The organism is Streptomyces sp. NBC_00249 (assembly GCF_026342355.1).
Taxonomy (GTDB): domain Bacteria; phylum Actinomycetota; class Actinomycetes; order Streptomycetales; family Streptomycetaceae; genus Streptomyces.
Genome location: NZ_JAPEMV010000001.1, coordinates 153186 through 177808, shown reverse-complemented (window position 1 = coordinate 177808; position 24623 = coordinate 153186). Strand labels below are relative to the sequence as shown.

Below are 24623 nucleotides of genomic sequence, written 5' to 3'. Positions count from 1 at the left end.
CGCCTACGCCGTACGGGCTCCGAGGGTCTCGACGGCGGCGACCATCCGGTCCCAGAACAGCTCCGTCTCCAGCCGCACCGCCACCCGGGCGTTGACCGGGCGGTCCCCGTAGCCGTGCAGGTCCACCACGGTGGCGCCGCGCGTGTACCGGCCCCGCAGCTCCACGACCACGTTCGCGTCCACGCAGCGCACGAGCCCGGGGTCGATGACGCGGGCCACCGCGACGGGGTCGTGCAGCGGCGGGTGCGGGAACCCCCACAGCGTGCGGTACGTCGACGCGAAGAAGGTCAGCAGCTCGGCGCACACCCGCCCGAGCGGCGTACCGAGCCCCTCGAAGCGGGCCACCACCTCGGGCGTGGCCAGCGCCTGGTGGGTGACGTTGAGCCCGCACATCGTCACGGGCACACCGCTGCGGAACACGATGTCCGCGGCCTCCGGGTCGGTGAGGATGTTGAACTCGGCCGCCGGAGTCCGGTTGCCCCGCTCCGTCGAGCCGCCCATCAGGACGATCTCGCGGATCCGGGAGGCGTCCTCGGGATAGCGGGTCAGCAGCAGGGCGATGTTGGTCAGCGGCGCGGTCGGGACGAGGGTGACCGGCTCCGGGTGCCCGTTGAGGATCCGGTGGATGAGGTCCACCGCGTGCTCCGCGACGACGTCCACGGTGGGTTCGGGGAACCGCGGCCCGTCCAGGCCGGACACGCCGTGCACGTCGTCCGCGACTCCGAGCGCCTGGACGAGGGGCCGGGCGCAACCCGCCGCGACGGGCACACCGGTGATCCCGGCGACCGTGCACACGCGCCGCGCGTTCAAGGTGGTCTTGTCGAGCGTCTGGTTGCCCGCGACGGTGGTCACGGCCAGCAGGTCGACCGCGGGATCCCCGGCCGCCAGCATGATCGCGAGGGCGTCGTCGTGCCCCGGATCGCAGTCGATGATGATCGGGACGGGCACGTCACTCCTGCCGGCGAGGGGACACGGGCCCCCAGTGTGCCGCCGCGCCACTCGCGTGACCAGACGGCGCCCGCACCGGTGCCCCGCTTCCGCCCGGTTACTCGCGAGGAAACCCGGCCTGCGGCTATGGTGAGCGCCCTCCGGTCGAAAACCCTTCGAATCCAGCTGTCAGCAGTGGATTCGCCATGACGATCGAAGGATGTTCCGCCACTCCGGGACACGTATGCATGTCGAGCGACGTGAAGGTCGGCAACTCCGCCAGACGTCGGCTCAATGCGAGCCGGCCTGCCCTCGCCCTGCCATCCAGGGCTGGAGGGCGGCGGTCTTCTCATTCACCTACCTCGCGAAGGCAAGGCAGAGATGGCAAGCGCCACCAGACATTCCTCCCGTACGTCCACGACGCGGCACCCCGTCGACGAGTTGCTCCCCTTCCCCCGACTCGCCCTGTACGGCTTCCAGCACGTCCTCGCGTTCTACGCCGCGGCCGTCATCGTCCCGGTCCTGCTCGGCAACGCGCTCGGACTCACCCGCCAGGAACTCGTCCACCTCATCAACGCGGACCTCCTGACCTGCGGCATCGCCACGATCATCCAGGCCCTGGGCGTCTGGAGGATCGGGGCCCGCCTCCCCCTGGTCCAGGGCGTCACCTTCACCGCCGTCTCACCCATGGTCGCCATCGGCCTCGGCGCCGGCGGCGGCACCGCCGGCCTGCTCGTCGTCTACGGCGCGGTGATCACGGCGGGCCTGGCCACCTTCGCGTTCGCCCCGCTCTTCAGCAGGCTCGTGAAGTACTTCCCGCCGGTCGTCATCGGCACGATCCTCACCGTCATCGGCATCACCCTCATACCCGTGGCCCTGCAGGACGCCGCCGGCGGCGCGCACCTGATGGGCACGCCCGCGTACGGATCCACGAAGAACCTCGCCTACGCGGCGGGCACCCTGCTCCTCATCCTCGTCCTGGTCCGGATCGGCAAGCCGTTCCTCAGCAGCCTCGCCGTCCTGCTCGGCCTCCTCGCCGGCACCACGGCCGCCTGGCTCTTCGGGGACGCCGACTTCGACGCGGTGGGGCAGGCCGACTGGGTCGGGATCACCACGCCCTTCCACTACGGCATGCCGCGCTTCGAACTCTTCCCGATCCTCGCGATGCTCGTCGTCATGCTGATCACGATGGTGGAGACCACCGGGGACGTCTACGCCATCGGCGAGATCACCCGCAAGCGGGTCGACGCCGACACGGTCGCGCGGGCCCTGCGCGCCGACGGAGCGGCGACGGTCCTCGGCGGCGTCCTCAACTCGTTCCCGTACGTGGCCTTCGCGGAGAACATCGGCATCGTGCGCATGTCCAGGGTCATGAGCCGCTACGTGGTGGTCGCGGCGGGCGTGTTCATGATCGTGCTCGGGCTGCTGCCCAAGGCGGGCAGCCTCGTCGCCTCGGTTCCCCACCCGGTGCTGGGCGGGGCCGCGGTCTCCATGTTCGGCATCGTCGCCGCGGTCGGCATCCAGATCCTGGGGAAGGCCGACCTGCGCGAGGAACGCAACACCCTGATCCTGGCGGTCAGTCTCGGGGCGGCACTGCTGCCCGGCACGGTCACGCCGTTCTTCGACCGGATGCCCGACGACCTCCGGGCGGTGCTGAACAGCGGCATCACGCTCGGCGCGCTCACGGCCATCGGCCTCAACCTGCTCTTCAACGTGTTCACCACCCGCAGCACGATGGAGATCGACTGGGACGACCTCGAGGACGACGACCCGTCGGCGGGACCGGTACCGGGCATGGCAACCGCCCGCTGACGGCCGCCGGTCCGCCCGGAGACGGGCCGGGACGAAGGGCCCCGGCCCCCGTCCCGGCCCGCTCCGGCCCGGCTCCGGCGTTACCCGGCGGCGCGTCAGAGACCCGCCGCCGGGTACGGCGACGCCTCGCCCGCCTCACCGATCAGCTCCCAGAAGTGGTCCACGAGGCGCCGCAGGTAGGCCGCGCGCTCCCTGGCCGTCTCCTTCAGCCGGGCGTCGTCGTTCCGGGCGACCAGGTGGCCCATGTACCGCTCCGAGAAGGCGGAGAACTCCGCGTGCATGGCCCGCAGGGCGTCGCCGACGCTCGTCGGGTCCAGCGCGGCCATCTCCACCACCGGGTCGACATGGACCTTCCACCGCCCGGCCACGGCCGCCCGCAGGTGCTCCTCCAGCTCCTCGACGCGCCCCATGACGGCGACCAGTTTGCGCAGCGACAGCCCGAGGGCCTCCACCAGGACCCTGGTCTGCCGGGGGTCCCCGGGCCAGTAGCCCTCCTCCTCGGCGGCGCGGTACTCGTCCGGGTCCATGCCCAGCCGGTGCGCGAGACGCTCGACGCCGAGCCGGCGGGCCAGCCGGAATTCGAGGAGGGTCCTCGGCTCGGTCCCCATGAGGGTGACCGCGTCGCACCACAACACGTCGGCCAGCGCGAAGAGATGACGGTCGGACGGCGTGTGGGTGCCCTGTTCCCAGGCGATGACCCACTGGGGGTGGACGGGGGTACCGCAGGCCGCCATGGAGTCGGCCACCTGTTGGGGACTCAGACCCATGCGCGCTCGCGCGGATCTGGCCTCGGCGGGGGAAAACGGAGTGCTGTACATGTACAAGACACCTCGCAACAACCCTCGGCGCGCACGGCGTCCGAGGGGAAACGGAATGATGGATGAACACCGAGCGCGGGCACACTAACAGATGTTCGGAAGGCGCGATTCGCCAACTTTCCTTCGATTCCATGGTTCTGGTGGGCTGTGAGTGTCGATCTCGCCCCTTGTGTGGCTCGGAAGGCGCGAAGGGTGAGGGGTGGGTGTCGTACGGCCGCCAGGCTCACGCCAGCCGCCCCCCGCGATCCGGAATGTCCGTCTCGTGCGGCGCGGCCGATCGTGGGGGCAGGCCCCCCGCGTCAGTAACCGATCGTGAAGCGGCGCTGGACGAAGCGCGGGAGCTCCGCCTCGTCGACGAGGGCGACGGCGGCGTCCTCCATGGAGATCCGGCTGCGCCCGTCCACGTCGCGCACCGGCTGGTCCCCGCCGATCCGGAACCGGCCGGTGCGTTCACCGGGGGCGATGTCCTCCGCGGGGCTGAAGTAGGTCCACAGCCGGTTGGAGAGGCGCAGGACGTCGAGGGCCTCGCGGTGGCCCCGTACCGCGGCGGCGTACTCCCTCGGCAGGCCGACCGCGTCGAGGGTCTCGTGGAGGAGTTCGTCGGAGTCGGCCGTGACGACTCCGGGCGCGACCTCCAGGCTGCCGGCGCCGCCCACGACGATGAGCCGGGTCCGCGGGTGGCTCTCCAGTGCCTTCAGCAGTGACCGCGCGGCGGTGGCGTACACCGTCGGATCGGCGATGGAGCGGGCCACGGTGTCGGCGAGGTCCCGGGCGGCGTTCCCGGGCTGGAACCCGCTGACCAGTACGTCGAGGCCGGGCAGTGCGGCGGCGACGCCGGCGGCGTCGAGGACGTCGACGCTCTTCCAGGCGACGTTCGCCCGGTCGTCGTCGATCCGCGCGGCGTCCCGGCTGAAGGCCGTGACCAGGTGCCCCCGGACGAGGGCTTCGCTGACGACGCGGCTGCCGATACCGCCCGTGGCCCCGATGACTCCGATGTGCATGGTTCTCCCCCTGATGGCTGTTGCTGCTGTTCGTCACGCCGCCTGTCCTGCACGGCATGCAGAGACTATACGGCGTGAAGTATTGATACGCCCCTCATTCAAGTGACGCTGTAGAGTGCCTGCTCATGGGGAGCGTGGGAAACACCAAGGGGCGCCGCGAGCGGCTGCGGGCCGAGACGACCGCCGAGATCAAGAAGGTCGCCCTGGAGCTGATGGCCTCGGGCGGGCCCGACGCGATCACGCTGCGGGCCATCGCGCGCGAGATGGGCATGACGGCCAATGCCATCTACGGCTACTTCGCCACCCGCGACGACCTGGTCACCACCCTGATCAGCGACGTCTACACCGCACTGGCCGACGTCGTGGACGCCGCCTGGGCCGCCGCCCCCGCCCCGGACCCGGCCGCCCGGATCCAGGCCTGGGCCCACGCCTTCAGGGACTGGGCCCTGACCCACCCCGAAGGATTCCGCCTCGTCTACGGCGACCCCGTCCCCGGCTACCGGCCCCCCGAGGGCGGCGCCGCCCCGGAGGCCGCCCACCGCGTCTGCACCGGCATCACCGCACTCGCGGCCGCGGCCTGGCCGTACGCCGGACCCCGCTACGCGGACAGCGACTTCCAGTGGTCCGACTTCGACCCCGGCCTGCTGGACAAGGTCCGCCCCGCCTTCCCGGACCTGCCGCCGGCCGCGGTGGCCCTCGCCCTGCGCATCTGGAGCCACCTGCACGGCCTGGTCTCCCTGGAGGTCTACGGCCACCTGCGGAGCCAGACCCTCAGCCCGGCCAAGCTCTTCCGTGAGGAGCTGGCCCAGCTCATCCGCTCCCTGGGCATCACCCCCGCGCGGGATCGACCGGTGACCTGACCCCCCACCCCGCACCTGTCAAGACACGAATTCCCGAGACATGACGTGCAGTTCTTCGATCATGCCTAGTGGATGCACTGCGGAACAGGACACGGGAGAGGTGAGTGGCGATGAATGCCGAGAACATTCCGATGCGATGCGCACGGGACATCCCCACGTCGACCCGCCGCACCGTCAAACGCTGGACGGCCCCCCACCGGCTGCCGGCGGACTGCGACGGCATCTCCCTCGCCCTGTCCGTCACGGAACACGTCCGGCGGTCGGGCAAGCACTTCCTGCCGGAGCGCCTCCTCACCCAGCTGGGCGGCGTCCGGCACCGGCACACCACCGGCCGCCCGTTCCTCGACGCCTTCCTCGACTGCCTGCTCGACAAGCACGAGGGCCGCTTCTGGAACCGCACCTACCTCGCCCTGCCGGTCCTGGAGCTCCTCATGGACGCGGGGCATCCCGAGCTCGGCGCGGACCGGATGGCCACCCTGCTGATGTCCGACGTCGTCCGCTTCGAGATCGAGACGGCGGGCGGCTCCCGCGAGGGCCCCGGCCGGGGCCGCCCGGATCCGGCGACCCTGAGCACGCGCCTGCGGCACGCCCTGCGCTTCGTGACGAAGGGCCTCGGCCACCCGCAGGAGGGCGAGGCGGGCGAGCTGCCGTCGCGGACGGCCCGCACCCCGCAGTCCCGCCTGGAAGACCTCGTCGACAGCCTGCCCCGGCCGCCGGCCACGGAGGCGGGCCGCTGGTTCGACGTCACCGTCCAGCCCGTCTACGTCCTGCACGACGAATACTTCTTCATCCGCGTCCTGCAGATCCACGAAGTCCTCTTCACCGCGATGGCGGCGGACATGAAGCAAGCCATAGCCGCACTGCGCGGAGGGTGCCCGCGAACGGCCGCGCACCGCATCGACCACGCGGTCTCCCTGTTCGAGGACGCCGCCGCACTGTTCCGTACCGTGGCCACGATGCGGGCGGACCAGTTCCACGGCTTCCGGCAGTACACCGAGGGCGCCAGCGCCATCCAGTCCGAACAGTACAAACGCTTCGAGAGCCTGTGCGGAGTCCCCACCGCCCCCCGCCTGTGCTCCTCCGCCTTCACGAGCGTGCCCGCAGTCCGGGCCGAGGTGGAGGACGACGGCCACGACACCGTCGCCCGCGCCCGTCTCGGCCTCCGCGACGGGGGAGGCTTCGCCCAGGCGGAACGGGACCACCTCGACGCGGCACTGGGCCGGCTGGAGAGCAAGCACCAGCGGTGGAAGTCGGCCCACCGGAGCCTGGCCGCCCGGATGCTCGGGGACGCACACGGCTCCGGATACACCGACGGCGTGCCGTACCTGACGGAATGTCTGGACAACCGCCTGTTCTGGCAGTTGGGCGCCACCGGCTGACCGGCGCCCCCCGCCCGGACCGTCCGTCCGGCTCCTTGCAGAGAAGAGATAGCACCCGGAGCTTCACTGGACGCCGATCCGGACAACCGGGCACTTCAGCATCAGGAGCAGTACATGTCAGTCAGTCGCAGAGCCCTGCTTCGGTCAGCCGTGGCCGCCGTCCCCGTGGTCGCCCTCGCCGGCGCGCTGCCGGGCACGGCATGGGCCGCGGGAACCCAGTGGGAGGACACGTACAAGGCGGCGGCGGGGGAGTCCTTCGTCTTCGCGGAGATGGAGTTCGACCCCACCGGCGCCGGATGGCTCGTCGGCGACATCGGCTGGTTCCCGGACGGGATGTGGGGCCCCCGCGAGAGCAGCGGCTTCGCCTGGGGCTGGAACGGCACCAAGTGGACCGGCTACGGCGCCACCAGCTTCCCCGACATCATCCGGCTGACCGCCGTCGCCGCCGCGGCCCGCAACGACGCCTGGGCGCTGGGCGAGCGCTGGGACAAGACGGCCATGAGGATGCTCAGCATCCCCTTCCACTGGGACGGCACCGCCTGGACCGTCCGCTCCCAGGGCGCTTCCGGCGGCGAGCTGACGGCCGTCGCCGGCTCCGGGACGAACGCCTGGGCCGTGGGACGCCAGGGCGTCGCGCCCTACACGGCGTCGATGCGCCGCTGGAACGGCTCGACCTGGACCGAGACCGCCCTGCCCGCGGACGTCCGGGACAAGGGCGCCACCCTGCGCGCCGTCCAGGTCACCGGCCCGAACGAGGTCTGGGCCGTAGGGGAGTACACGCCCGTCAGCGGCGGTTCGGCCAAGCCCCTGGTCCTGCGCTGGGACGGCACCACCGTCACACAGGTGGCGTCGCCGCTCGGCACCGCCAACGGCTACGCGACGGCCCTGCAGGTCAAGGGCGGTGAGGTCTGGGTGGCCGGTTCGAAGGCCGGCGGCTCCTACGCCGCGCGGTGGAACGGCAGCTCCTGGACGGTGTTCTCGCCCACGACCGCCCAGATCACCTCGCTCGCGCTGTACGGCACCGAACTGCGGGCGTCGGACTCCGGCGGCAAGGTGTTCCGCTGGGACGGCACGGCGTGGTCGGCCGCGAGCGCCCCCCGCCCGGCCACCTTCGGCACGCCGAAGCTCGCCGGAGGCCCCGACGGGTCCCTCTGGTACGCCGGGTTCGGCGGGGTGGACGAGGCGCACAAGTACGACGAGACCTTCATCGCCCGCCTCCGCCCCTGACGCCAGGCCCGCAGCCGGGTCACGGACGCCGCAGCCCGGCTCCGTGCCCCGGCGCGGGCACCCCCGGCTCCGTGCCCCGGCCGGTACGGCGCCTTCCGGTACGGCCCCGGCCGGTACGGCGCGGCGGGGCCCGTCGTCCCCCGGTGCGGGCATGCCGCGCCGGGACCGACAATCACCGTTCCCGCGTCTGTCCCCCCGGGCCCAACGGTGCGAACCTGTGCGGGCGCCCGCGAGTCCCCCGTTCTCGAGCGCTGCCCGTCCCTGCCACACCCGTCACAGAGGGAGTTCGCCGCATGCAGACCCGTTCAGCTCATGAACCGCGCAAACGAGTGGTGTGGGGGATAACCCTCGTCCTGGTCGCGGTCACCGCTCTCCTCGGCGCCGCGCCCGGAGCCGCCACGGCGACGGCCCTCGCCGCACCGCCCGTCCCCGTCCTGTCCTGGGGGCCTTGCGACGGCGCCGCCCCCGGCGACCCGGGCGACGGCTTCGAGTGCGCGACCGCCCAAGTGCCGCTGGACTACCGCCGGCCCACCGGGCCCACCCTCGCGCTCGCGGTCACCCGGCGGCTCGCGGCCGACCGCTCCCACCGCACCGGTGTCCTGCTCCTGCACCCCGGCGGACCCGGCAACTCCGGCGTGGACTTCGCCCGTAACAGCTACGACGCCCTCCCCGCCTCCCTCCGTGACGCCTTCGACGTCGTCGGGTACGACATGCGCGGCGTGAAGCGCAGCGGACAGGTGGAGTGCTGGAACGACCAGGAGTACTCGGCCGCCGTCGACGCCGCGCGCGGCGTACCCGCCCCGGGAGCCCTCCAGGGCGCCGTCCGCCAGGGCCTCGACTTCGCCACCGCCTGCCGGCAGCGGGCCGGCGACCTCGTGCCGTTCATCGGCACCGGCTCGAACGCCAAGGACATCGACCTGCTCCGCCAGGCCCTCGGCGAGGAGGCCCTCACCTTCTACGGCCGCTCCTTCGGCAGCTACGTCGGCACCGTCTACGCCGCGCAGTTCCCCCGCCGGGTCCGCGCCATGGTCCTGGACGGCGCCTACGACCCGCGCACGTACGCCGACGTGCCGTATGCCTACGACGCCGGGCAGTTCCTCGCCCTGGACGCGGCCGTCGGCCGGTTCCTGGACTGGTGCGCGCAGAACGCCACGACCTGCGGATTCGGCGACGGCCGGCCCCGCCAGGCCTTCGACCAGCTCAAGCGGGCGCTGGACGCCGACCCCGTCATCACCGCGAGCGGACGCCCGGCCACCGGCTACACCCTCGCCTACCGCCTGATGTTCAACATCAACTCCGGCAAGGAGATCTGGCCCGAACTCGGTCAGGCCCTGCGGGCCGCGCAGGCACGCCAGTCCACGTTCCTGCTGAACCCGCCCTCACCCGGATCCTTCGACTTCCTCAACGTCAACCTGGCCGTCGAATGCGCCGACCGCGTCTACCCGGCCGGTCCGCTGCTCCTGGGCGCCCTGGTCAGCGCCGAAGCCGCCGCCGCCCCGCTGCTCGGACCCCCCGTCGGCCTCGGGCCGCCCACCTACGACCACAACCACGCGCCCACCTGCGCCCAGTGGCAGGCGGAGCGCCCCAGCCGCTACGAGGGCTCCTACCGGGCGGCCGGTGCCGCCCCGATCCTGGTCCTCGGCACGACCGGTGACCCGGACACCCCCTATCAGGACGCCGTGGCCCTCGCCGGGACGCTGGAGAGCGGCCGGCTGCTGACCTTCGCCGGTGAAGGCCACACCGCCTACAACCGGAGCGCGTGCGTCAGCGCCCTCGTCACGGACTACCTCGCCACCCTGGCGCTGCCCGCCCGGGGCACCGTCTGCGCCGACGAACCGGCCCCGGGGTCGCTCGCCCGCCGCACCACGGGCATCGAGGTCGACGAGACGCGCGACGTGATCCCCGCACTCCACTGAGAACGCTGCGCCGTTCAGGCGGCGAGCGGTTCGAGGACGCGGTCCGTGGGCTGCGCGGAGAGCACCGGGTAGTCGGTGTAGCCCTCGCTCCCGCCGCCGTAGAACATGGTGTCGCGGACCTCGTTGAGCGGGGCGCCGGTGCGCAGCCGCTCGACCAGGTCGGGGTTGGCCAGGAACGACCGGCCCAGGGAGATCAGCTCGGCTCCGGCGGCCAGCAGCCGCTCGCCCGCGGCCTTTCCTCCGTCTTCGGGCAGCGGCCCGCCCCACCCCAGCGCGGGGTTGGCGACCAGCGTGCCCGGCCAGGCCTTGCGGATCTCCTGGAAGCGCGGGTCGTCGGGGTCGGCGAAGACGACGTGGAGGTAGGCGATCCCGTGGCGGGCGAGCGCGGGCACCAGCTCCCGGTAGATGGCGTCGGTGTCACCCTCCGCCATGCCGTTGACGTCGATTCCGGGGGAGATCCGCACCCCCACCCGGTCGGGGCCGATCGCGTCGGCGACGGCCTCCACCACTTCCAGGAGGAACCGGATCCGGTTGCCCACCGGACCGCCGTAGGCGTCCGTACGGCGGTTGGTGCCCCGGCCCAGGAACTGGTGCAGCAGGTAGCCGTTGGCCCCGTGGATCTCAACCCCGGCGAAGCCCGCCTCCACCGCCTTGCGGGCGGACTCGGCGAAGTCGGCGACCGTGGTGGCGATGTCGTCGAGGGTCATCTCGCGCGGCACCACCGCCGGCCGGGAGCCGTCCTTGGTGTGCACCGTGCCGGGCAGCACCACCGCCGAGGGGGCGAGGGGGGTGATGCCGCTGATGTCGGGGTGGCCGATCCGGCCGCCGTGCTCGAGCTGGAGGAACATCCGGCCGCCCGCCTCCCGGACGGCGTCGGTCACCAGCCGCCATCCGGCGACGTGCGAGGCGTCGTACAGGGCGGGGATGTCGGGGTAGGCCTGCCCCACGGCGTTCGGGGTGGTGCCCTCGGCGATGATCAGCCCGGCGGAGGCGCGCTGGGCGTAGTAGGTGGCCATCAGCTCTCCCGGCGTGCCGTCGGCGGCGGCGCGGTTGCGGGTCATCGGGGCCATGACGAGCCGGTTGGGCAGGTCGAGGGCGGCGAGGCGGGTGTTCTCGAAGAGCGAGGACATGACGTGCTCCGTTCGTGAAGGGCCGGGGTCCGGCTTCGGACCGGCGTCCGGGGGCGGGCCCCGGACTTCGTGGGATGAACTCTGCTCGGCGGCGCTTCGGACCCGCTGACGGTCCGCTGATGACCGCTGACGGTCGGCCCGCGGCCCGCTGACGGTCTGCCCGAGGCGGTGTGTACGGTGATCCACATGAGGTTCGGGGTACTTGGTCCGCTGGCGGTCTGGAACGACGAGGGCGAACCCGTCAGGGTGATCGAGGCCAAGGTGCGGGCCCTGCTGGCCGACCTGCTCGTGCACGACGGCCGGGTCGTCTCCGCCGACCGGCTCATCGACGACCTGTGGGGGGAGCACCCTCCCGGCAACCCCGCCAACGCCCTCCAGGCGAAGGTCTCCCAGCTCCGCCGGGCCGTCGGCCGCGCACAGGTGGTGCACCAGCCGCCGGGCTACCGCCTGGCACTCGGCGAGGACCCGCCCGCGCTCGACGCGCACCGCTTCCGGTCCCTCGCCGCCCGGGCCCGCGCCACCGCGCAGCCGCAGGCCCGCGCCGCCCTGTTCACCGAGGCGCTGGAACTGTGGCGCGGCGCCGCGTACGCCGATTTCCCGGACGCCGCCTTCGCCCGCCCGGCCGCCCACCGGCTCGCCGAGGAGCGGCTGGCCGTCCTGGAGGAACGCGCGGAGGCGCTGCTGGAGACGGGCGAGCACGCCTCACTGACCGGGGAGCTCGCCGGTCTCGTCGCCGCCCATCCCCTGCGGGAGCGGCTGCGCGCCGTCCAGCTGCGGGCGCTGTACCGCGCGGGACGGCCCAGCGAGGCCCTCGCCTCGTACGCCGCGCTCCGCGTCCGGCTCGCCGAGGAACTCGGCACCGACCCGGGCCCCGAACTGGCCGCGCTCCACACGGCGATCCTCCGCCAGGACCCGGCCCTCGCCGCGCCCGCCCCTGTCGTGGCGCCCCTCCCGCCTCCGCCGGCCACCACCGCCTTCCTGCCCACCCCCGCGACCCCGCTGATCGGCCGGTCCGCATCCCTGGCCGCCATCGAGGAGCTGTTCGCCGCCGCCCGCCTGGTGACGCTGACCGGGCCCGGCGGCGTCGGCAAGACCCGGCTCGCCATCGAGGCGGCCTCGCGCACGGCGGGCTCGCGGGACGTCCTCCTCGTCGAACTGGCCCCCCTGCAGGGCAGCGGCGGTACGGAGGCACTCGCGCAGGCCGTCTGCGCCGCGCTCGGCATCCGCCAGGACCCCCTGGACGCCCCGGCGCGGGCACTGCACCGACTGGCCGCGGCCCTGCGGGAGCGCCGGATGCTGCTCGTCCTGGACAACTGCGAGCACGTGGTCGACGCGGCCGCCGAGCTGTGCGCGACCCTCCTGCGGTCCGCGCCGCAGCTGACCGTCCTCGCGACCAGCCAGGAGCCCCTGGGGGTGGCGGGGGAGGCGGCGTACCCGCTCGGACCGCTCCCGGCACCGGACGCCGTACGGCTGTTCACCGAGCGCGCCGCCGCCGTCTCGCCGGGCTTCGCCCCCGACGCCGCGGGCCGGGCCCTCGTCGCCGGGATCTGCGCCCGTCTGGACGGCATACCCCTGGCCCTGGAACTCGCGGCGACGCGGGTGCGCGCCCTCGGCCTGGAGGAACTGGCCGCGCGCCTGAACGACCGCTTCCGGCTGCTGACCTCCGGCCGACGCGACGCCCCGGCCCGGCAGCAGACCCTCCGCGCGGTGATCGACTGGAGCTGGGGGCTGCTGAGCGGGCCCGAACGAGCCGTCCTGCGCCGCCTCGCCGTCCACCACGACGGATGCACCCTCGCCGCCGCCGAAGCCGTGTCCCCGGGGGAGGAGGTCGCGGAACACGACGTGCTGGACCTCGTCACCCGGCTGGTCGACCGCTCGCTGGTGGTCATGGCCCCCGGCCCCGCGGGCACGACCCCGCGCTACCGGCTGCTGGAGTCCGTGGCCGCGTACGCGCGCGAACGCCTCGAAGAACACGGCGAGCTGCCCGCCCTGCGCGCCCGGCACCTCGCCCACTACCTCGCGCTCGCGGAGACGGCCGACGCACACCTGCGCGGCCCGCAGCAGCACCTGTGGCTCACCCGCCTCGACGCCGAGGCCGCGAACCTCCGCGCCGCCCTCGCACAGGCGGGCGCCACCGCCGAGGGCGCCCGCCTGGCCGAGGCCCTGACCTGGTGGTGGCTGCTGCGCGGCCGGCTCACCGAAGCCCACCGGGCCCTCACCGAGCTGCTCCCCGAACTGCCTTCCCTGCAACGCTCCTTCACCCTGCTGACAGCCGGCGAACCGGCGCGGGCCGCCGGTCCCGCAGCCGCTCCGCCCACCCCCCGGCACCTGTGGCTGTCCGCGTACGCCCTCTTCCACGCGGGTCACCCGACCGCCGGCGCGGAGGTCAACGCCCGCGCCCTCACGCTCTTCACCGCGGCCGGTGACCGCTGGGGCACCGCGGCCTGCCTGGCCCTGCGCGCACACACCGCCCTGGCCACCGGCAACCTGTCGACCATCCGGGAGGACGGCGAGGCAGGCGCCCGGGGCTTTCGCGAACTGGGCGACGCCTGGGGCGAGTTGCAGACCGCCGTCCCGCTCGCGGCCCACGCGGAGATCAAGGGCGACTACGCCGGGGCCGCGCACCGCCACGCCGAGGGACTGCGCCTCGCCCGGGACCTCGGCATGCAGACCGAGGAGGCCGCCCACCTCTCGGGGCTCGGCCGCCTGGCCCTCCTCGAGCAGGACTGGGACCGCGCCCACGACCTGCACGAACAGGCACGCAGCCGGGCCGCCGCCCAGGGCAACAAGTTCGGTGAGATCCACGCCTGGATGGGCACCGCCCTCGGCGCCCGCCGCCGCGGCGACCTCGACGAGGCCGAGCGCCACCTGATCCGGCTGCGAGACGAGGAGGTCTCCGCCCCGATCGGCCTCCACCTCCTGCACGCCGAACTGGGCTTCGTCCACGAGCTGCGGGGCGACGCCACCCGGGCCCGGGAACACCACCTGAGCGGACTGGAGATCGCCCGCACCCTGGACGCCCGCGCCGTTGCCCTCTCCCTGGAAGGCCTCGCCGGCGCCGCCGTCCTGGACGCCGACGCGGAGCACGCCGCCCGTCTCCTCGGCCGGGCCGACGCGGCCCGCCGCACCACCGGAGCTCCGCTCCCCGAGGCCGAACGCGTCGACGTCGACCGCATCACCGCCGCGGCCACCGCCGCCCTGGGCCCCGCCGCCTTCACGGCGGCCTTCGCGGCAGGAGCCGCGCACCCGCAGGAGGCGGACCGGGGACGCTGAACCCGCACCGGACGCCGGGCACGGAGCCGTCGGCGGCGCACCCGTCAGGAAGGGCGTACGTCCCCTGCGCGAGCCGCGAGCGAACTGGTCACCGTACCGGCCATGGCCAGGGCCATGCGCTGGTGGAAGCGCCACAGGAACGGGTCCCGGGGGCTGGGCGCGCCGAAGTACCCCAGCGGCGTCACCTTGCGGGCGTGCTCGCCGCCCTTGCGCCATTCGGCCAGGTCATCCGGCCCCAGACCGGTCGGCTCCAGCCGGGCCATGGCGTCGTAGTCGACGAGCTCGGGGAACCAGCGCATCATCAGCGCGCTCTCGATCTCCTCCGCGTGGACCCCGAGTTCACCGGACAGCTCCAGGCCCTCGAACAGCGGCCGCATGGCGAACGTGGCCAGCGCGGGCGTCCGCGCCGCCTCGCCGAGACGGTCGGCGACGAAGTCGGGCTCGATGAGGACGACGCCCGTGCTGCCCTCCTCGTGGCGGCGGGTGACGACGTCGAGGAGCATCCGGTTGTGGGCGATGTCGCCCTGATGGTTGATCACGAAGATGTTCCGGAACCCGTCCGTGGCCAGCGACTCCATGATGTCGAAGTGCAGCGCCGCCGCGGTCTCGGGGCGCGTGCGGAACGTGCCGGCGAAGCCGCCGGACACCTGGTTGATGCCCCAGAACACGGGCGGGGCGATCAACGCCGGCACCTGGAGCCGGTCGAGCTCGTCCTTCACCATCCGGGACAGCTGGTAGGCGCCGTAGGCATCGGTCCCCAGCGGCAGATGGGGGCCGTGCTGCTCGATGACGCCGGTGGGCAGGAGGACGCAGGCGCCCGCGGCCGCCGCCTCCTCCACCTGCGGGTACGTGAGGTCGGCCATGGTTCCGGCAAAGACCGAGTATCCGCTGTTGTGCATGGCGATTCCCCCGTTTGTCGATGTCCTGTCGTGATCATCTTCGTCAGGGCGGGCAACCGCTCACGAGCGGCACCTACGCCGTAAATCCGGGCGGCGGCTTGTGGGGAGATCACAAACGGGCTGCCCGGGGCGGCTGTCGCGGCCGGGCCGGTTTTTGACTGGACAGTCGGGACGGGCCGCCGGAACATGGCGCGCAGGTGCGGGTGCCGGCCACGGGGAGGGGCGACAGGATGAGCGCGGACGGTGGGACGGAACCCGGCGGGCAGCGCCCCTGGCAGCGGGCGCGGGCGAGCGGCAACCCGCGGGCGGGGGCGGGCGGCAACCCCGGGCCCGGGGCGGGCCGGCTCGCAGGCGCGGGCGGACCGGGAGGACCCGGCCACGGGCCGATCCCGTCAGGTGCGCCGATGCCCCAGGCGGTGAAGAGCCTGCGCGTGCTGATGATGGTCCTGGGAGGCGTGCAGGCCCTCCTCGGACTGGCCCTGCTGACCAACAGCGTGCGCATAGCCACCGCCATCTGGGGCGGCGGGGACGCCTCGACCCCCTGCTGCACCACACCGGGCGAGGCGAACTCCGGGATCGTCGTGCTCGCCGGACTGCTCGTCCTCGCCGTGGCCGCCTGGGGCATCGTCACCGCACTCAAGTTCCCGACGCGGCAGGCGAACCTGCGGGTCTCCGCCTTCGCCTACGGCTGGACGGCGCTCCCCTTCACCGTGGCGTTCTACGCGGTGGTACCCGTCCTTGGCCTGTTCTGGCTCGTGCCGGCGATCCTGGCGCTCGTCCGCCCCAACCAGCCCGAGAGCCGGGCCTGGTTCGACGGCCGTACCGCCTGAGCTGATCCGCCGGCCTGAGCGGACCCCGCCTCACCGTCCGAAGTACGGTTCGCAGGCGACCCCGTCGCCGTCCCGGTGCGTGGTGGACCCGGGAAGTTGTCCGGTAACCGCCGTCCCGCCGGGTGACATCGGACGGTGAACGTGACACCGTCAACTTCCTTGCTGGGAAGTGGATTTGGGGGGCCAGTGTTTACTTCGTACAGCGTCTTGCTGGTGGTTGTGGGAGGTTGGCTGCTGATCGCGCTGATACCCATGCGCACGCGCTCCGGGCGCAGAGGTCTGGCGGCGTTCGTCCTGGGTGTTTCGGCGTTGTTGATCGTGGCCGCCGGCGTGGTGGCGTCGCAGGCGGAGAAGTCGGCGGACTTCGAAGGGTCACCGGCATTGATCGCGATGGGTGTGGTCGGCCTGCTGGTGGCACCGGCGGTGATCGCCGCACTGGTACGGCTGGCCCGGGCGGGCGGCAGGGACTGAGGGCGACGCGGGTCCGGGTGGGGTGGACGCTCAGCAGCCGCCGGGGGCGGACGGGGGGACGAAGGTCGCCGCGAGGACGCGGTCGGACGTGACCTTCACGTCCATGGCGCCCCGGCCCGCCGCCGTGTAGGACGTCGGCATCTCGAGGTCGGACGGCAGGTCCGCCTCCGTGATGTCGGCGCCCACGTGGACGACGGACAGCGAGCCCCGGCACGCCGAGGACTGCGGCGGCACACTGCCCTCGACGATCCCGTCCGTCGGACCGACCGTGAGCACGGGCCGGTCCATGAAGACGTACCGGAACTCCTGGCCCGGGGAGGGCCGGGACGAGCCCGGGGTCGTCCCGCCACGGCTGACGTCCACCCAGAACCGGCTCAGCGCCACCTTGACCGGAGCACAGGGGCGCTCGGTCGGATCGGGTGCGAAGCTCAGCCCGGCGCCGTCGATCTTCAGGGCCTTGCTGCCGTAGGAGCCGCTGCTGCTCTTCAGCCGGGCGAGGTAGGTGGCCAGCTTCTCCGGGGCCATGGCTCCGGTGTCGGCACACTCCGCACTCGGGGCGGTCGAGGTCGGGGCGGCGGAGGTCGGGGCCGGGGGTGCCGAGGCCGCCGGCGCGGGTGTGACGGGCCGCGCGGATCCTGAGGCCAGGGATGCCGGGGATGCCGGGGGCGGCGCCGCACCCTCCGAACACCCCGCCAGGGCCGACAGCAGCGCCGCCGTGACCGCGGTGACGGCGAGCTCTCGTGATCGGTGGCGCATGCCTGCTCCGCTCGGGTCGGGTGAAGGTGCGGGTCCTGCCGCAGCACGCTGACACCACATCAATTGTCAGGTGCGGGAGCTGTGTTGGAAGGATCTCACGGCGGGCCGGACGGTGGCGCTGAGCGGGGAAGACCGGTGCGTAGCTCTTAGGTATGACATCGCAGATGGCTCTGCGGAGCGACGACAGCTAAATCCCGGCAATGGGAGATTGAGGGCATCAGCAGAACGCAGGCAAGGAGCCCGTCGATGTCCCCGATCCGCCGAACCGTCCAGACGGCCACCCGCGCATTCCTGGCGCTGCCCGGCGGGCTGGTGGCGGTCCTGTTGACCCTGACGGGCCAGTCGGGACGGGCCGCCCGGCTGCAGGGACGGATAGCGGGCGGCCCGGGCTGGACCGGCGGCCGGGTGCTGGGCCGTGCGGTACTCGGCCTGCCGTTGGACGTGGCGGCCTTCGCTCTGGTCGGGTACGCCCTCTTCAACTCCGTCAGGAACTTCGCCTACCCGGTCTGGTACCTCGACACCGACTACCACCAGGCCTGGGGCGGCCCGACCATGGCGGGTGTCTGGGCGGTGCACGCGGGCGGATGGCTGCTGTGCCTCGCGGTGCTGCTGCACTGGCCGGTGCGGTGGCTGGCGAAGGGCCAGCAGGCGGTCGGCCGCCGAGTGACAGCCCCTCAGGACAAGTGACACCCGCGCCGCGGACCCCGAGGAGGCCGCCGTAGCGCAGTGTGACCAGAGGTTCACCCGGAGCACGCGGCCCGCCGGGTCCCGGAGCGGAGCCGGACGATCGAACATACGATGGGCGGGAACCGGCGCGGGCGACTCGCCGCGCCGCGATCCCGGACCGCTCGGGGTGGGAGACGCATGCCACAGGCCGCCGACACAGCGCGGACCGTCATCCTGACCGTGGACGACGACCCGGGGGTATCCCGTGCCATCGCCCGAGACCTGCGGCGCCGCTACGGCGCCGGCTACCGGATCGTGCGCGCCGAATCCGGTGCGACCGCGCTGGAGGCGCTGCGCGAGCTGAAGCTGCGGGGCGACCTCGTGGCGGTGATCCTCGCCGACTACCGCATGCCCCAGATGAACGGCATCGAATTCCTCGAACAGGCCCTGAACGTGTACCCGGGCGCGCGGCGCGTGCTGCTGACCGCCTACGCCGACACCAACGCCGCCATCGACGCGATCAACGTCGTCGACCTCGACCACTACCTGCTCAAGCCGTGGGACCCGCCGGAGGAGAAGCTCTACCCGGTCCTGGACGACCTCCTCGCCGCCTGGCGCGCCAGCGACTACAAGCCGGTACCCGCCACCAAGGTCGTCGGGCACCGCTGGTCGGCGCACTCCTCCGAGGTGCGGGAGTTCCTGGCCCGCAACCAGGTGCCGTACCGCTGGTACTCCTCCGACGAGCCCGAGGGCCGGCGGCTGCTGGAGGCGGCCGGGGCCGACGGTCAGCGCCTGCCCCTGGTGATCACCCCCGATGGCACCGCGCTGATCGAGCCGGAGGCACCCGACCTCGCCGCCCACGTCGGGCTCGAGACGACACCGGCCGCCGACTTCTACGACCTCGTCGTGATCGGCGGCGGCCCGGCCGGCCTCGGCTCCGCCGTCTACGGGGCCTCCGAGGGGCTGCGTACCGTACTGGTCGAGCGGTCCGCGACCGGCGGGCAGGCCGGGCAGAGCTCCCGCATCGAGAACTACCTCGGCTTCCCCGACGGGGTGTCCGGCGCACAGCTCACCGACCGCGCCCGCCGCCAGGCCGGCCGCTTCGGCGCCGAGATCCTCACCGCCCGCGAGGTCACCGGACTCGAGGTCAACGGCGCGGCGCGCGTCGTCCGCTTCTCCGACGGCTCCACGGTCGCCGCACACAGCGTCATCCTCGCGACCGGGGTGTCGTACCGCCAGCTCCACGCACCGGGCTGTGACAGCCTGACCGGCTGCGGCGTGTACTACGGCTCCTCCCTCACGGAGGCGGCCTCCTGCCAGGGCCAGGACGTGTACATCGTGGGCGGCGCCAACTCCGCGGGGCAGGCCGCGATGTACCTGGCGCGGGGCGCGAAGTCGGTGACGCTCCTGGTGCGCGGCGAGTCCCTGAAGGCGTCCATGTCCCACTACCTGATCCAGCAGGTCGAGGAGGCCCCGAACATCACGGTGCGCACCCGGACCGTCGTCGACGAGGCCCACGGCGACGGCCACCTGGAGCAGCTGACCCTGCGCGACGTGGACAGCGGCACGACCGAACTCGTCGATGCCCAGTGGATGTTCGTCTTCATCGGCGCGGCCCCGCTGACCGACTGGCTGGACGGCACGGTGCTGCGCGACGAGCACGGCTTCATCCTCGCCGGGCCGGACCTCACGCCCGACGGGCGGCCGCCCGCCGAGTGGGAACTGGACCGGCCGCCCTACCACCTGGAGACCAACATTCCCGGCGTGTTCGTGGCGGGCGACGCCCGCGCCCAGTCCGCGAAGCGCGTCGCCTCCGCCGTCGGAGAGGGAGCCATGGCCGTCATGCTCGTCCACCGGTACCTGGAGCAGTCATGAGCGGACAGGTCATGCCCTGCAGCCCGCAGGAGATCGCCTCGCTGTTCCTGTTCGAGAAGCTCTCCCCGGAGCAGCTCGTGCGGCTGTGCGGCGAGGGCCGGGTGGAGCGGTTCGACGCCGGCCCGGTGTACACCGAGGGCGATCCGGCGACCTGCTTCTACGTGATGATCGAGGGCACCGTCGTCCTGTACCGCAGGGTCGGCGGGGACGACGTGGAGGTGAGCCGCACCTCGCAGCGCGGCGTGTACGCGGGAGCCATGCAGGCCTACCTGGGCGACCAGGTACCGCAGACGTACAACAACTCCATGCGCGTGACCGAGCCGACACGGTTCTTCGTCCTGCCCGCGCAGTCGTTCGCGGACGTCATGCGTGAATGGTTCCCGATGGCCGCGCACCTGCTGGAAGGGCTCTTCTTCGGCTCGAAGAACACCCAGCGCGCCATCGGACAGCGCGAACGCCTCCTGGCGCTCGGCTCGTTGTCCGCCGGACTCACCCACGAACTCAACAACCCGGCCGCCGCGGCCGTCCGGGCCACCGCGACACTGCGCGAACGGGTCGGCAAGATGCGGCACAAGCTGGCCGTCATCGCCCGGGGCCCCTACTCCCGCGAAGCACTGGCCGAGCTCATCGAGATCCAGGAGCGCACCGCCGAACGCGTCGCCAAAGCACCGGTGCTGAGCCCCCTGGAGGCCTCCGACCGGGAGGACGAGCTCGCCGACTGGCTCGACGACCACGGCATCGCGGAGGGCTGGCGGATCGCACCGACCTTCGTACAGGCCGGGCTGGACGTCGACTGGCTGGAGCAGGTCGCGGCGACCGTGGCCGAGGACATCCTGCCCGGGGCGGTCGGCTGGCTCAACTACACGGTCGAGACCGAGCTGCTCATGGACGAGATCGACGACTCCACCACCCGCATCTCCCACCTGGTGGACGCCGCCAAGCAGTACTCGCAGCTCGACCGGGCCCCGCACCGGGTGGTCGACGTCCACGAACTCCTCGACAGCACGCTGCTGATGCTGTCCGGCAAGATCGGCCCCCGGGTCCGGGTGGTCAAGGACTACGACCGCTCCGTGCCCGACGTGCCCGCCTACCCGGCGGAGCTCAACCAGGTGTGGACCAACATCGTCGACAACGCCGTCTTCGCCATCGGCAGCACCGGCGGCGACGGCACCCTGACCGTGCGCACCGCGCGGGAGGGGGACCGGCTGCTCGTGGAGTTCCGGGACACCGGCCCCGGCATTCCCGAGGACATCCGCAGCCGCATCTTCGACCCCTTCTTCACCACCAAGCCGGTCGGCGAGGGCACGGGCCTCGGCCTGGACATCTCCTGGCGGATCGTCGTCGACAAGCACCACGGCAGCCTCCAGGTCGAGTCCGTACCGGGAGACACCCGCTTCCAGGTGCTGCTGCCGCTGACGGCCCCGGAAACCGAGGCCGAGACCGACACCGAGACCGGAACCGGAACCGAGACCGCGGAGGAGCCCGCATGACCGACATCACCGGCATCGACCCGAGCGTCCCGCCCGCCGGCACCGGCTGCGCCGATTGCGACGCGGCGGGCGGCTGGTGGTACCACCTGCGGCGCTGCGCCCAGTGCGGCCACATCGGCTGCTGCGATTCCTCACCCGCCCAGCACGCCACCGCCCACTGGAAGTCCACCGGTCACCCCCTGGTGCAGAGCTTCGAGCCGGGCGAGGACTGGTTCTGGGACTACGACCGCAACGAGGTCTACGACTCCGGCCCCGAGCTGGCGCCGCCCGGCGCCCACCCGGCGGACCAGCCGGCGCCGGGCCCCGCGGACCGCGTCCCGCAGGACTGGATGCGCCTGCTGCACCGCTGAACGCGGACCCAAATGATGCGCTCCGTAACAGACGGTGTCAGCGTGGGAACCGTCAGTTCTTCCCGATGCGCGAGGAGCGTCGTCATGAGCGGTAAGCAGGGCAAGAAGCAGCAGCCGGGCCAGTCCGGCAAGACTCCCGAGGAGATGGGGACGGAGCGCGGTCGCCCCACGGGGCCGGACCGCGCGCGCCCCCAGCAGCCCGAGAAGCCCTCCTCCAGCGGTGGGGACGACAAGTCCAAGCGGCGCCGCGAGGTGGACCCCCTGCGCGAGGGCACCATCGGCGGCGACGAGCTCTAGCGGCCCGGCGGCGCGGCTCACCCGGTTCCGGCTGGCCGGTGCACACCCGTCCGGCCGGGGCCGTCCGCCCCGCCGTCGTCGTCGATCGAGATGCCCAGCTCCGCCAGGAAGGCCGTCGCCGCGGGGGTGAGGGCCGAGCGGTTCCAGATGAGGTGCTCGATCCGGGCAGGGGCGTCCCGCACCGGTACGGTGATCACGCCCGTGAGGTGTCGCGTGTAGTTCGACGGGAGCAGGGCGACGCACAGGCTCTGGTGGATGAGCCGCGTCATCATCAGGTCGACGGTGGTCACCTCGAAGGCGACCTCGCGCTGGACGCCGGCCGCGGCGAAGGCCTGGTCGGACTGGGTGCGTCCGGCGGTTCCCGCCGGGAGGTCCACGAACGCCTCCGTCGACAGCCGGGCGATGTCGACCTCGCTCTCCCCGGCGAGCGGATGCCCGGGGGCGACCACGGCGACCAGCCGGTCGTGGGCCAGCGCCCTGCCGGCGACCCCTTCGGGCCGGGCCGTCACCGGCAGGCCGAGGAACGCGATCTCGATCGCCCCCTCCTTCACCTGGTCGATGAGCTGCTCGCTCGCGGCGACCCGCAGCCCGATGCTCACCTGCGGATACCGTTGGTGGAAGGCGTGCAGCGCGGCCGGGATGTCGACCGCCGCGACGGTGGGGATCACGCCGACGGTCAGCCGCCCGCGGATCTCACCGACGGCCGAGGCCACCTCGGCGGCAGCGCGCTCGGCGGCGTTGAGGCACTGCCGGGCGGCCGGCAGGAACGCCTCCCCGGCCGGGGTCAACCGCACCCGGCGGCTCGTGCGCTCGAAGAGCCGGGCGCCGAGTTCCCGTTCCAGGCGGGCGATCTGATGGCTGAGGGCCGACTGCACCACGAGACACCGCTCGGCGGCCCGGGTGAAGCTGTTCGTCTCGGCGACGGCGACGACGTACCGCATCTGCTGAAGCTCCATCCATCCATCGTGGATCACGATGGATGCAGTGACAAACATGTGTTGGACTCATCGATCCCCGCCGCCGAAGCTGGATCCCATGAAGAACCTCGCCAGCACCGCAGTCACGGCGCTCGCGCCCATGGTGTGGGGGACGACCTACGTGGTCACCACCGAACTCCTGCCCCAGGGCCACCCGTTGTTCGCGGGGCTCGTGCGCGCCCTGCCCGCGGGCCTGATCGCACTGGCGGTCACCCGTACGCTGCCCCGCGGAGCGTGGTGGTGGAAGGCGGCGGTGCTGGGCGTGCTCAACATCGGGCTGCTCTTCCCGCTGTTGTTCATCGCCGCCGAGCGGCTGCCCGGCGGGGTGGCCGCCACCCTGAGCGCCGCGCAGCCGCTGATCGTGGCCGTACTGGCGGTGACGGTTCTTCACCAGAGCCCGACGGTACGGAGCTTCGCCTGGGGGACCGCCGGTGTCGCGGGGGTCGCACTGGTCGTCATCGGCCCCGACGCCGCACTCGACGCGGCCGGAATCCTGGCCGGCCTCGGCGGCGCGGGCGCGATGGCGCTCGGAGTGACGCTCACCAAGCGCTGGGGACGCCCGGACGGCGTCGGACCGACGGCCTTCGCGGGCTGGCAGCTCACCGCGGGCGGCCTGTTCCTCGTACCGGTGACGTTCCTGTTCGAGGGCGCGCCGCCCGCCGTCGACGCGGGCTCCGGGCTCGGCTACCTCTGGCTGGGCCTGGTCGGCGGCCTGCTCGCCTACACCGTGTGGGTCCGCGGCGTCACCACGCTGCCCGTCGCGTCCGTAGCGGTCCTGACCCTGCTGTCGCCGATGGTGGCAGCGCTGCTGGGCGCGGTGCTGCTCGGGCAGTCGCTGGGCCCGGTCCAGCTGGCCGGTTTCGCCCTCTGCCTCGCCGCGATCGCCGCGGGCCAGATCGCTCCCAAGTCCCCTTCGAAGTCCCCCCGGAAGTCCACCTCCCACCCGATCGAAGAACGGATCACCCGATGAGGATCGCCGTCGTCGGAGCGGCCGGAATGGCCGGCTCCCGCATCATCACCGAAGCCCTCCGCCGAGGACACGGCGTCACCGCCGTCTTCCGCGGCGCACGGCCGCAGTCCCTGCCGGCGGACGTGACGGCCGTCCGCGGCGACGCCACCGACGTCGACCGCATGACCGGCCTGTTCAGCGCTGCCGACGCGGTCGTGGGAGCCACCCGCCCCGCGCCCGGCTCGGAGTCCACCGTCACCACGACCACCCGCGCCCTGCTCGACGCCGCCGCCGCGGCCGGATCCCGCGCCCTGTTCATCGGCGGCTCCGGACCCCTGCACAGCCCGTCCGGCGGGCTCGTGCTCGACGACCCCCGGTACGTGCCTCCGGCCTGGCGCGCCATCGCCGCGTCCAGCGTCGCGCAACTGGACGTCTGCCGCGCCCACACCGCCGACTGGTCCTACCTGAGCCCGCCCGCGCTCCTGGAGCCCGGCACCCGGACCGGCACGTACCGGCGCGGCACCACCACCCTCCTCGTGGCGGCGGACGGCTCGTCCCGCATCTCGGCGGAGGACCTCGCGACGGCCGCCGTCGACGAGCTGGAGAACCCGGGCGGAGAACGCCACTTCACGGTCGCCTACTGAACCCGACCCGCGGCCCTCCCCCGGCCCGCGCCCGTACCCGCGGCACCCTGTGCATTTCCCCTCCCGGCCATTGGAG

At 72.9% G+C, this 24623-nt stretch carries 22 protein-coding genes; 15 read left to right on the top strand and 7 right to left on the bottom strand.

Annotated elements, in window-relative coordinates; translation table 11 throughout:
• Positions 1–3: 3 nt before the first annotated feature.
• Positions 4–948, bottom strand: a complete 945-nt coding sequence (locus OOK31_RS00835; RefSeq protein WP_267010344.1) for a nucleoside hydrolase — start codon at positions 946–948, stop codon at positions 4–6.
• 360 nt (positions 949–1308) lie between these two features.
• On the opposite strand from OOK31_RS00835, the gene OOK31_RS00830 reads away from it, so the two are divergent.
• Positions 1309–2739 (top strand): nucleobase:cation symporter-2 family protein, encoded by a 1431-nt coding sequence (locus OOK31_RS00830; protein WP_267010343.1) that lies wholly within the window; start codon positions 1309–1311, stop codon positions 2737–2739.
• A 95-nt stretch (positions 2740–2834) separates the two neighbouring features.
• Here the strand turns inward: OOK31_RS00830 and OOK31_RS00825 are convergent, their stop codons facing one another.
• Both OOK31_RS00825 and OOK31_RS00820 read right to left on the bottom strand, forming a co-directional pair.
• The gene (locus OOK31_RS00825; RefSeq protein WP_267010342.1) at positions 2835–3506 is read right to left on the bottom strand and encodes a helix-turn-helix transcriptional regulator; all 672 of its coding nucleotides are present in this window, start codon (positions 3504–3506) and stop codon (positions 2835–2837) included.
• A 350-nt stretch (positions 3507–3856) separates the two neighbouring features.
• Positions 3857–4558 carry an NAD(P)-dependent oxidoreductase gene (locus tag OOK31_RS00820; protein WP_267010341.1) on the bottom strand — a complete coding sequence of 234 codons (702 nt, stop codon included), beginning with the start codon at positions 4556–4558 and terminating at the stop codon, positions 3857–3859.
• Positions 4559–4683: 125 nt separating this feature from the next.
• Between OOK31_RS00820 and OOK31_RS00815 the strand changes: the two genes are divergently transcribed.
• From OOK31_RS00815 to OOK31_RS00800, 4 genes are all read left to right on the top strand, one after another.
• Positions 4684–5418: a TetR/AcrR family transcriptional regulator gene (locus OOK31_RS00815; RefSeq protein ID WP_267010340.1), complete on the top strand. Its 735-nt coding sequence runs from the start codon at positions 4684–4686 to the stop codon at positions 5416–5418.
• A 131-nt stretch (positions 5419–5549) separates the two neighbouring features.
• Positions 5550–6797, top strand: a complete 1248-nt coding sequence (locus tag OOK31_RS00810) for a tryptophan 2,3-dioxygenase family protein (RefSeq protein ID WP_267010339.1) — start codon at positions 5550–5552, stop codon at positions 6795–6797.
• A gap of 114 nt (positions 6798–6911) precedes the next feature.
• Entirely contained in the window at positions 6912–8024 is a 1113-nt protein-coding gene (locus OOK31_RS00805; RefSeq protein ID WP_267010338.1) for a hypothetical protein, read from the top strand.
• A gap of 293 nt (positions 8025–8317) precedes the next feature.
• Positions 8318–9940: an alpha/beta hydrolase gene (locus OOK31_RS00800; protein ID WP_267010337.1), complete on the top strand. Its 1623-nt coding sequence runs from the start codon at positions 8318–8320 to the stop codon at positions 9938–9940.
• A gap of 14 nt (positions 9941–9954) precedes the next feature.
• On the opposite strand, the gene OOK31_RS00795 is transcribed toward OOK31_RS00800, so the two are convergent.
• The gene (locus OOK31_RS00795) at positions 9955–11070 is read right to left on the bottom strand and encodes an alkene reductase (protein WP_267010336.1); all 1116 of its coding nucleotides are present in this window, start codon (positions 11068–11070) and stop codon (positions 9955–9957) included.
• Positions 11071–11256: 186 nt separating this feature from the next.
• Here OOK31_RS00795 and OOK31_RS00790 point away from each other — a divergent pair, with 186 nt between their 5' ends.
• Entirely contained in the window at positions 11257–14343 is a 3087-nt protein-coding gene (locus tag OOK31_RS00790) for a BTAD domain-containing putative transcriptional regulator (RefSeq protein WP_267010335.1), read from the top strand.
• Positions 14344–14387: 44 nt separating this feature from the next.
• Here the strand turns inward: OOK31_RS00790 and OOK31_RS00785 are convergent, their stop codons facing one another.
• Positions 14388–15242, bottom strand: a complete 855-nt coding sequence (locus OOK31_RS00785; RefSeq protein ID WP_267010334.1) for a creatininase family protein — start codon at positions 15240–15242, stop codon at positions 14388–14390.
• Between the two features lie 404 nt (positions 15243–15646).
• On the opposite strand from OOK31_RS00785, the gene OOK31_RS00780 reads away from it, so the two are divergent.
• Together OOK31_RS00780 and OOK31_RS00775 are read left to right on the top strand one after the other, a co-directional pair.
• Complete coding sequence (locus tag OOK31_RS00780) at positions 15647–16072, top strand: hypothetical protein (protein ID WP_267010333.1); 426 nt, start codon at positions 15647–15649, stop codon at positions 16070–16072.
• A gap of 186 nt (positions 16073–16258) precedes the next feature.
• Positions 16259–16543: a hypothetical protein gene (locus OOK31_RS00775; protein ID WP_267010332.1), complete on the top strand. Its 285-nt coding sequence runs from the start codon at positions 16259–16261 to the stop codon at positions 16541–16543.
• A 30-nt stretch (positions 16544–16573) separates the two neighbouring features.
• On the opposite strand, the gene OOK31_RS00770 is transcribed toward OOK31_RS00775, so the two are convergent.
• Entirely contained in the window at positions 16574–17299 is a 726-nt protein-coding gene (locus OOK31_RS00770; protein WP_267010331.1) for a hypothetical protein, read from the bottom strand.
• A 246-nt stretch (positions 17300–17545) separates the two neighbouring features.
• On the opposite strand from OOK31_RS00770, the gene OOK31_RS00765 reads away from it, so the two are divergent.
• The 5 genes from OOK31_RS00765 (at position 17546) to OOK31_RS00745 (ending at position 21977) form a co-directional block, all read left to right on the top strand.
• Positions 17546–17986 (top strand): hypothetical protein, encoded by a 441-nt coding sequence (locus OOK31_RS00765; RefSeq protein WP_267010330.1) that lies wholly within the window; start codon positions 17546–17548, stop codon positions 17984–17986.
• Between the two features lie 177 nt (positions 17987–18163).
• A complete protein-coding gene (locus OOK31_RS00760; RefSeq protein ID WP_267010329.1) occupies positions 18164–19840 on the top strand; it encodes an FAD-dependent oxidoreductase in 1677 nt (558 codons plus the stop codon).
• Positions 19837–21330, top strand: coding sequence for an ATP-binding protein (locus OOK31_RS00755; protein ID WP_267010328.1), 1494 nt, complete (start codon positions 19837–19839; stop codon positions 21328–21330). The genes OOK31_RS00760 and OOK31_RS00755 overlap by 4 nt, the downstream gene beginning before the upstream one ends.
• Positions 21327–21680, top strand: a complete 354-nt coding sequence (locus OOK31_RS00750) for a UBP-type zinc finger domain-containing protein (protein WP_267010327.1) — start codon at positions 21327–21329, stop codon at positions 21678–21680. Before OOK31_RS00755 ends, OOK31_RS00750 begins: the two co-directional genes overlap by 4 nt.
• Before the next feature lie 84 nt (positions 21681–21764).
• Positions 21765–21977, top strand: coding sequence for a hypothetical protein (locus OOK31_RS00745; protein WP_267010326.1), 213 nt, complete (start codon positions 21765–21767; stop codon positions 21975–21977).
• Between the two features lie 17 nt (positions 21978–21994).
• Here OOK31_RS00745 and OOK31_RS00740 read toward each other — a convergent pair whose 3' ends face one another.
• On the bottom strand, positions 21995–22933 hold the full coding sequence (locus OOK31_RS00740) for a LysR family transcriptional regulator (RefSeq protein WP_267010325.1): 939 nt from the start codon (positions 22931–22933) through the stop codon (positions 21995–21997).
• A gap of 79 nt (positions 22934–23012) precedes the next feature.
• Between OOK31_RS00740 and OOK31_RS00735 the strand changes: the two genes are divergently transcribed.
• Positions 23013–23924: an EamA family transporter gene (locus OOK31_RS00735; protein WP_267010324.1), complete on the top strand. Its 912-nt coding sequence runs from the start codon at positions 23013–23015 to the stop codon at positions 23922–23924.
• Positions 23921–24547, top strand: coding sequence for an NAD(P)-dependent oxidoreductase (locus OOK31_RS00730; protein ID WP_267010323.1), 627 nt, complete (start codon positions 23921–23923; stop codon positions 24545–24547). Before OOK31_RS00735 ends, OOK31_RS00730 begins: the two co-directional genes overlap by 4 nt.
• The last annotated feature ends 76 nt before the right edge of the window (positions 24548–24623 follow it).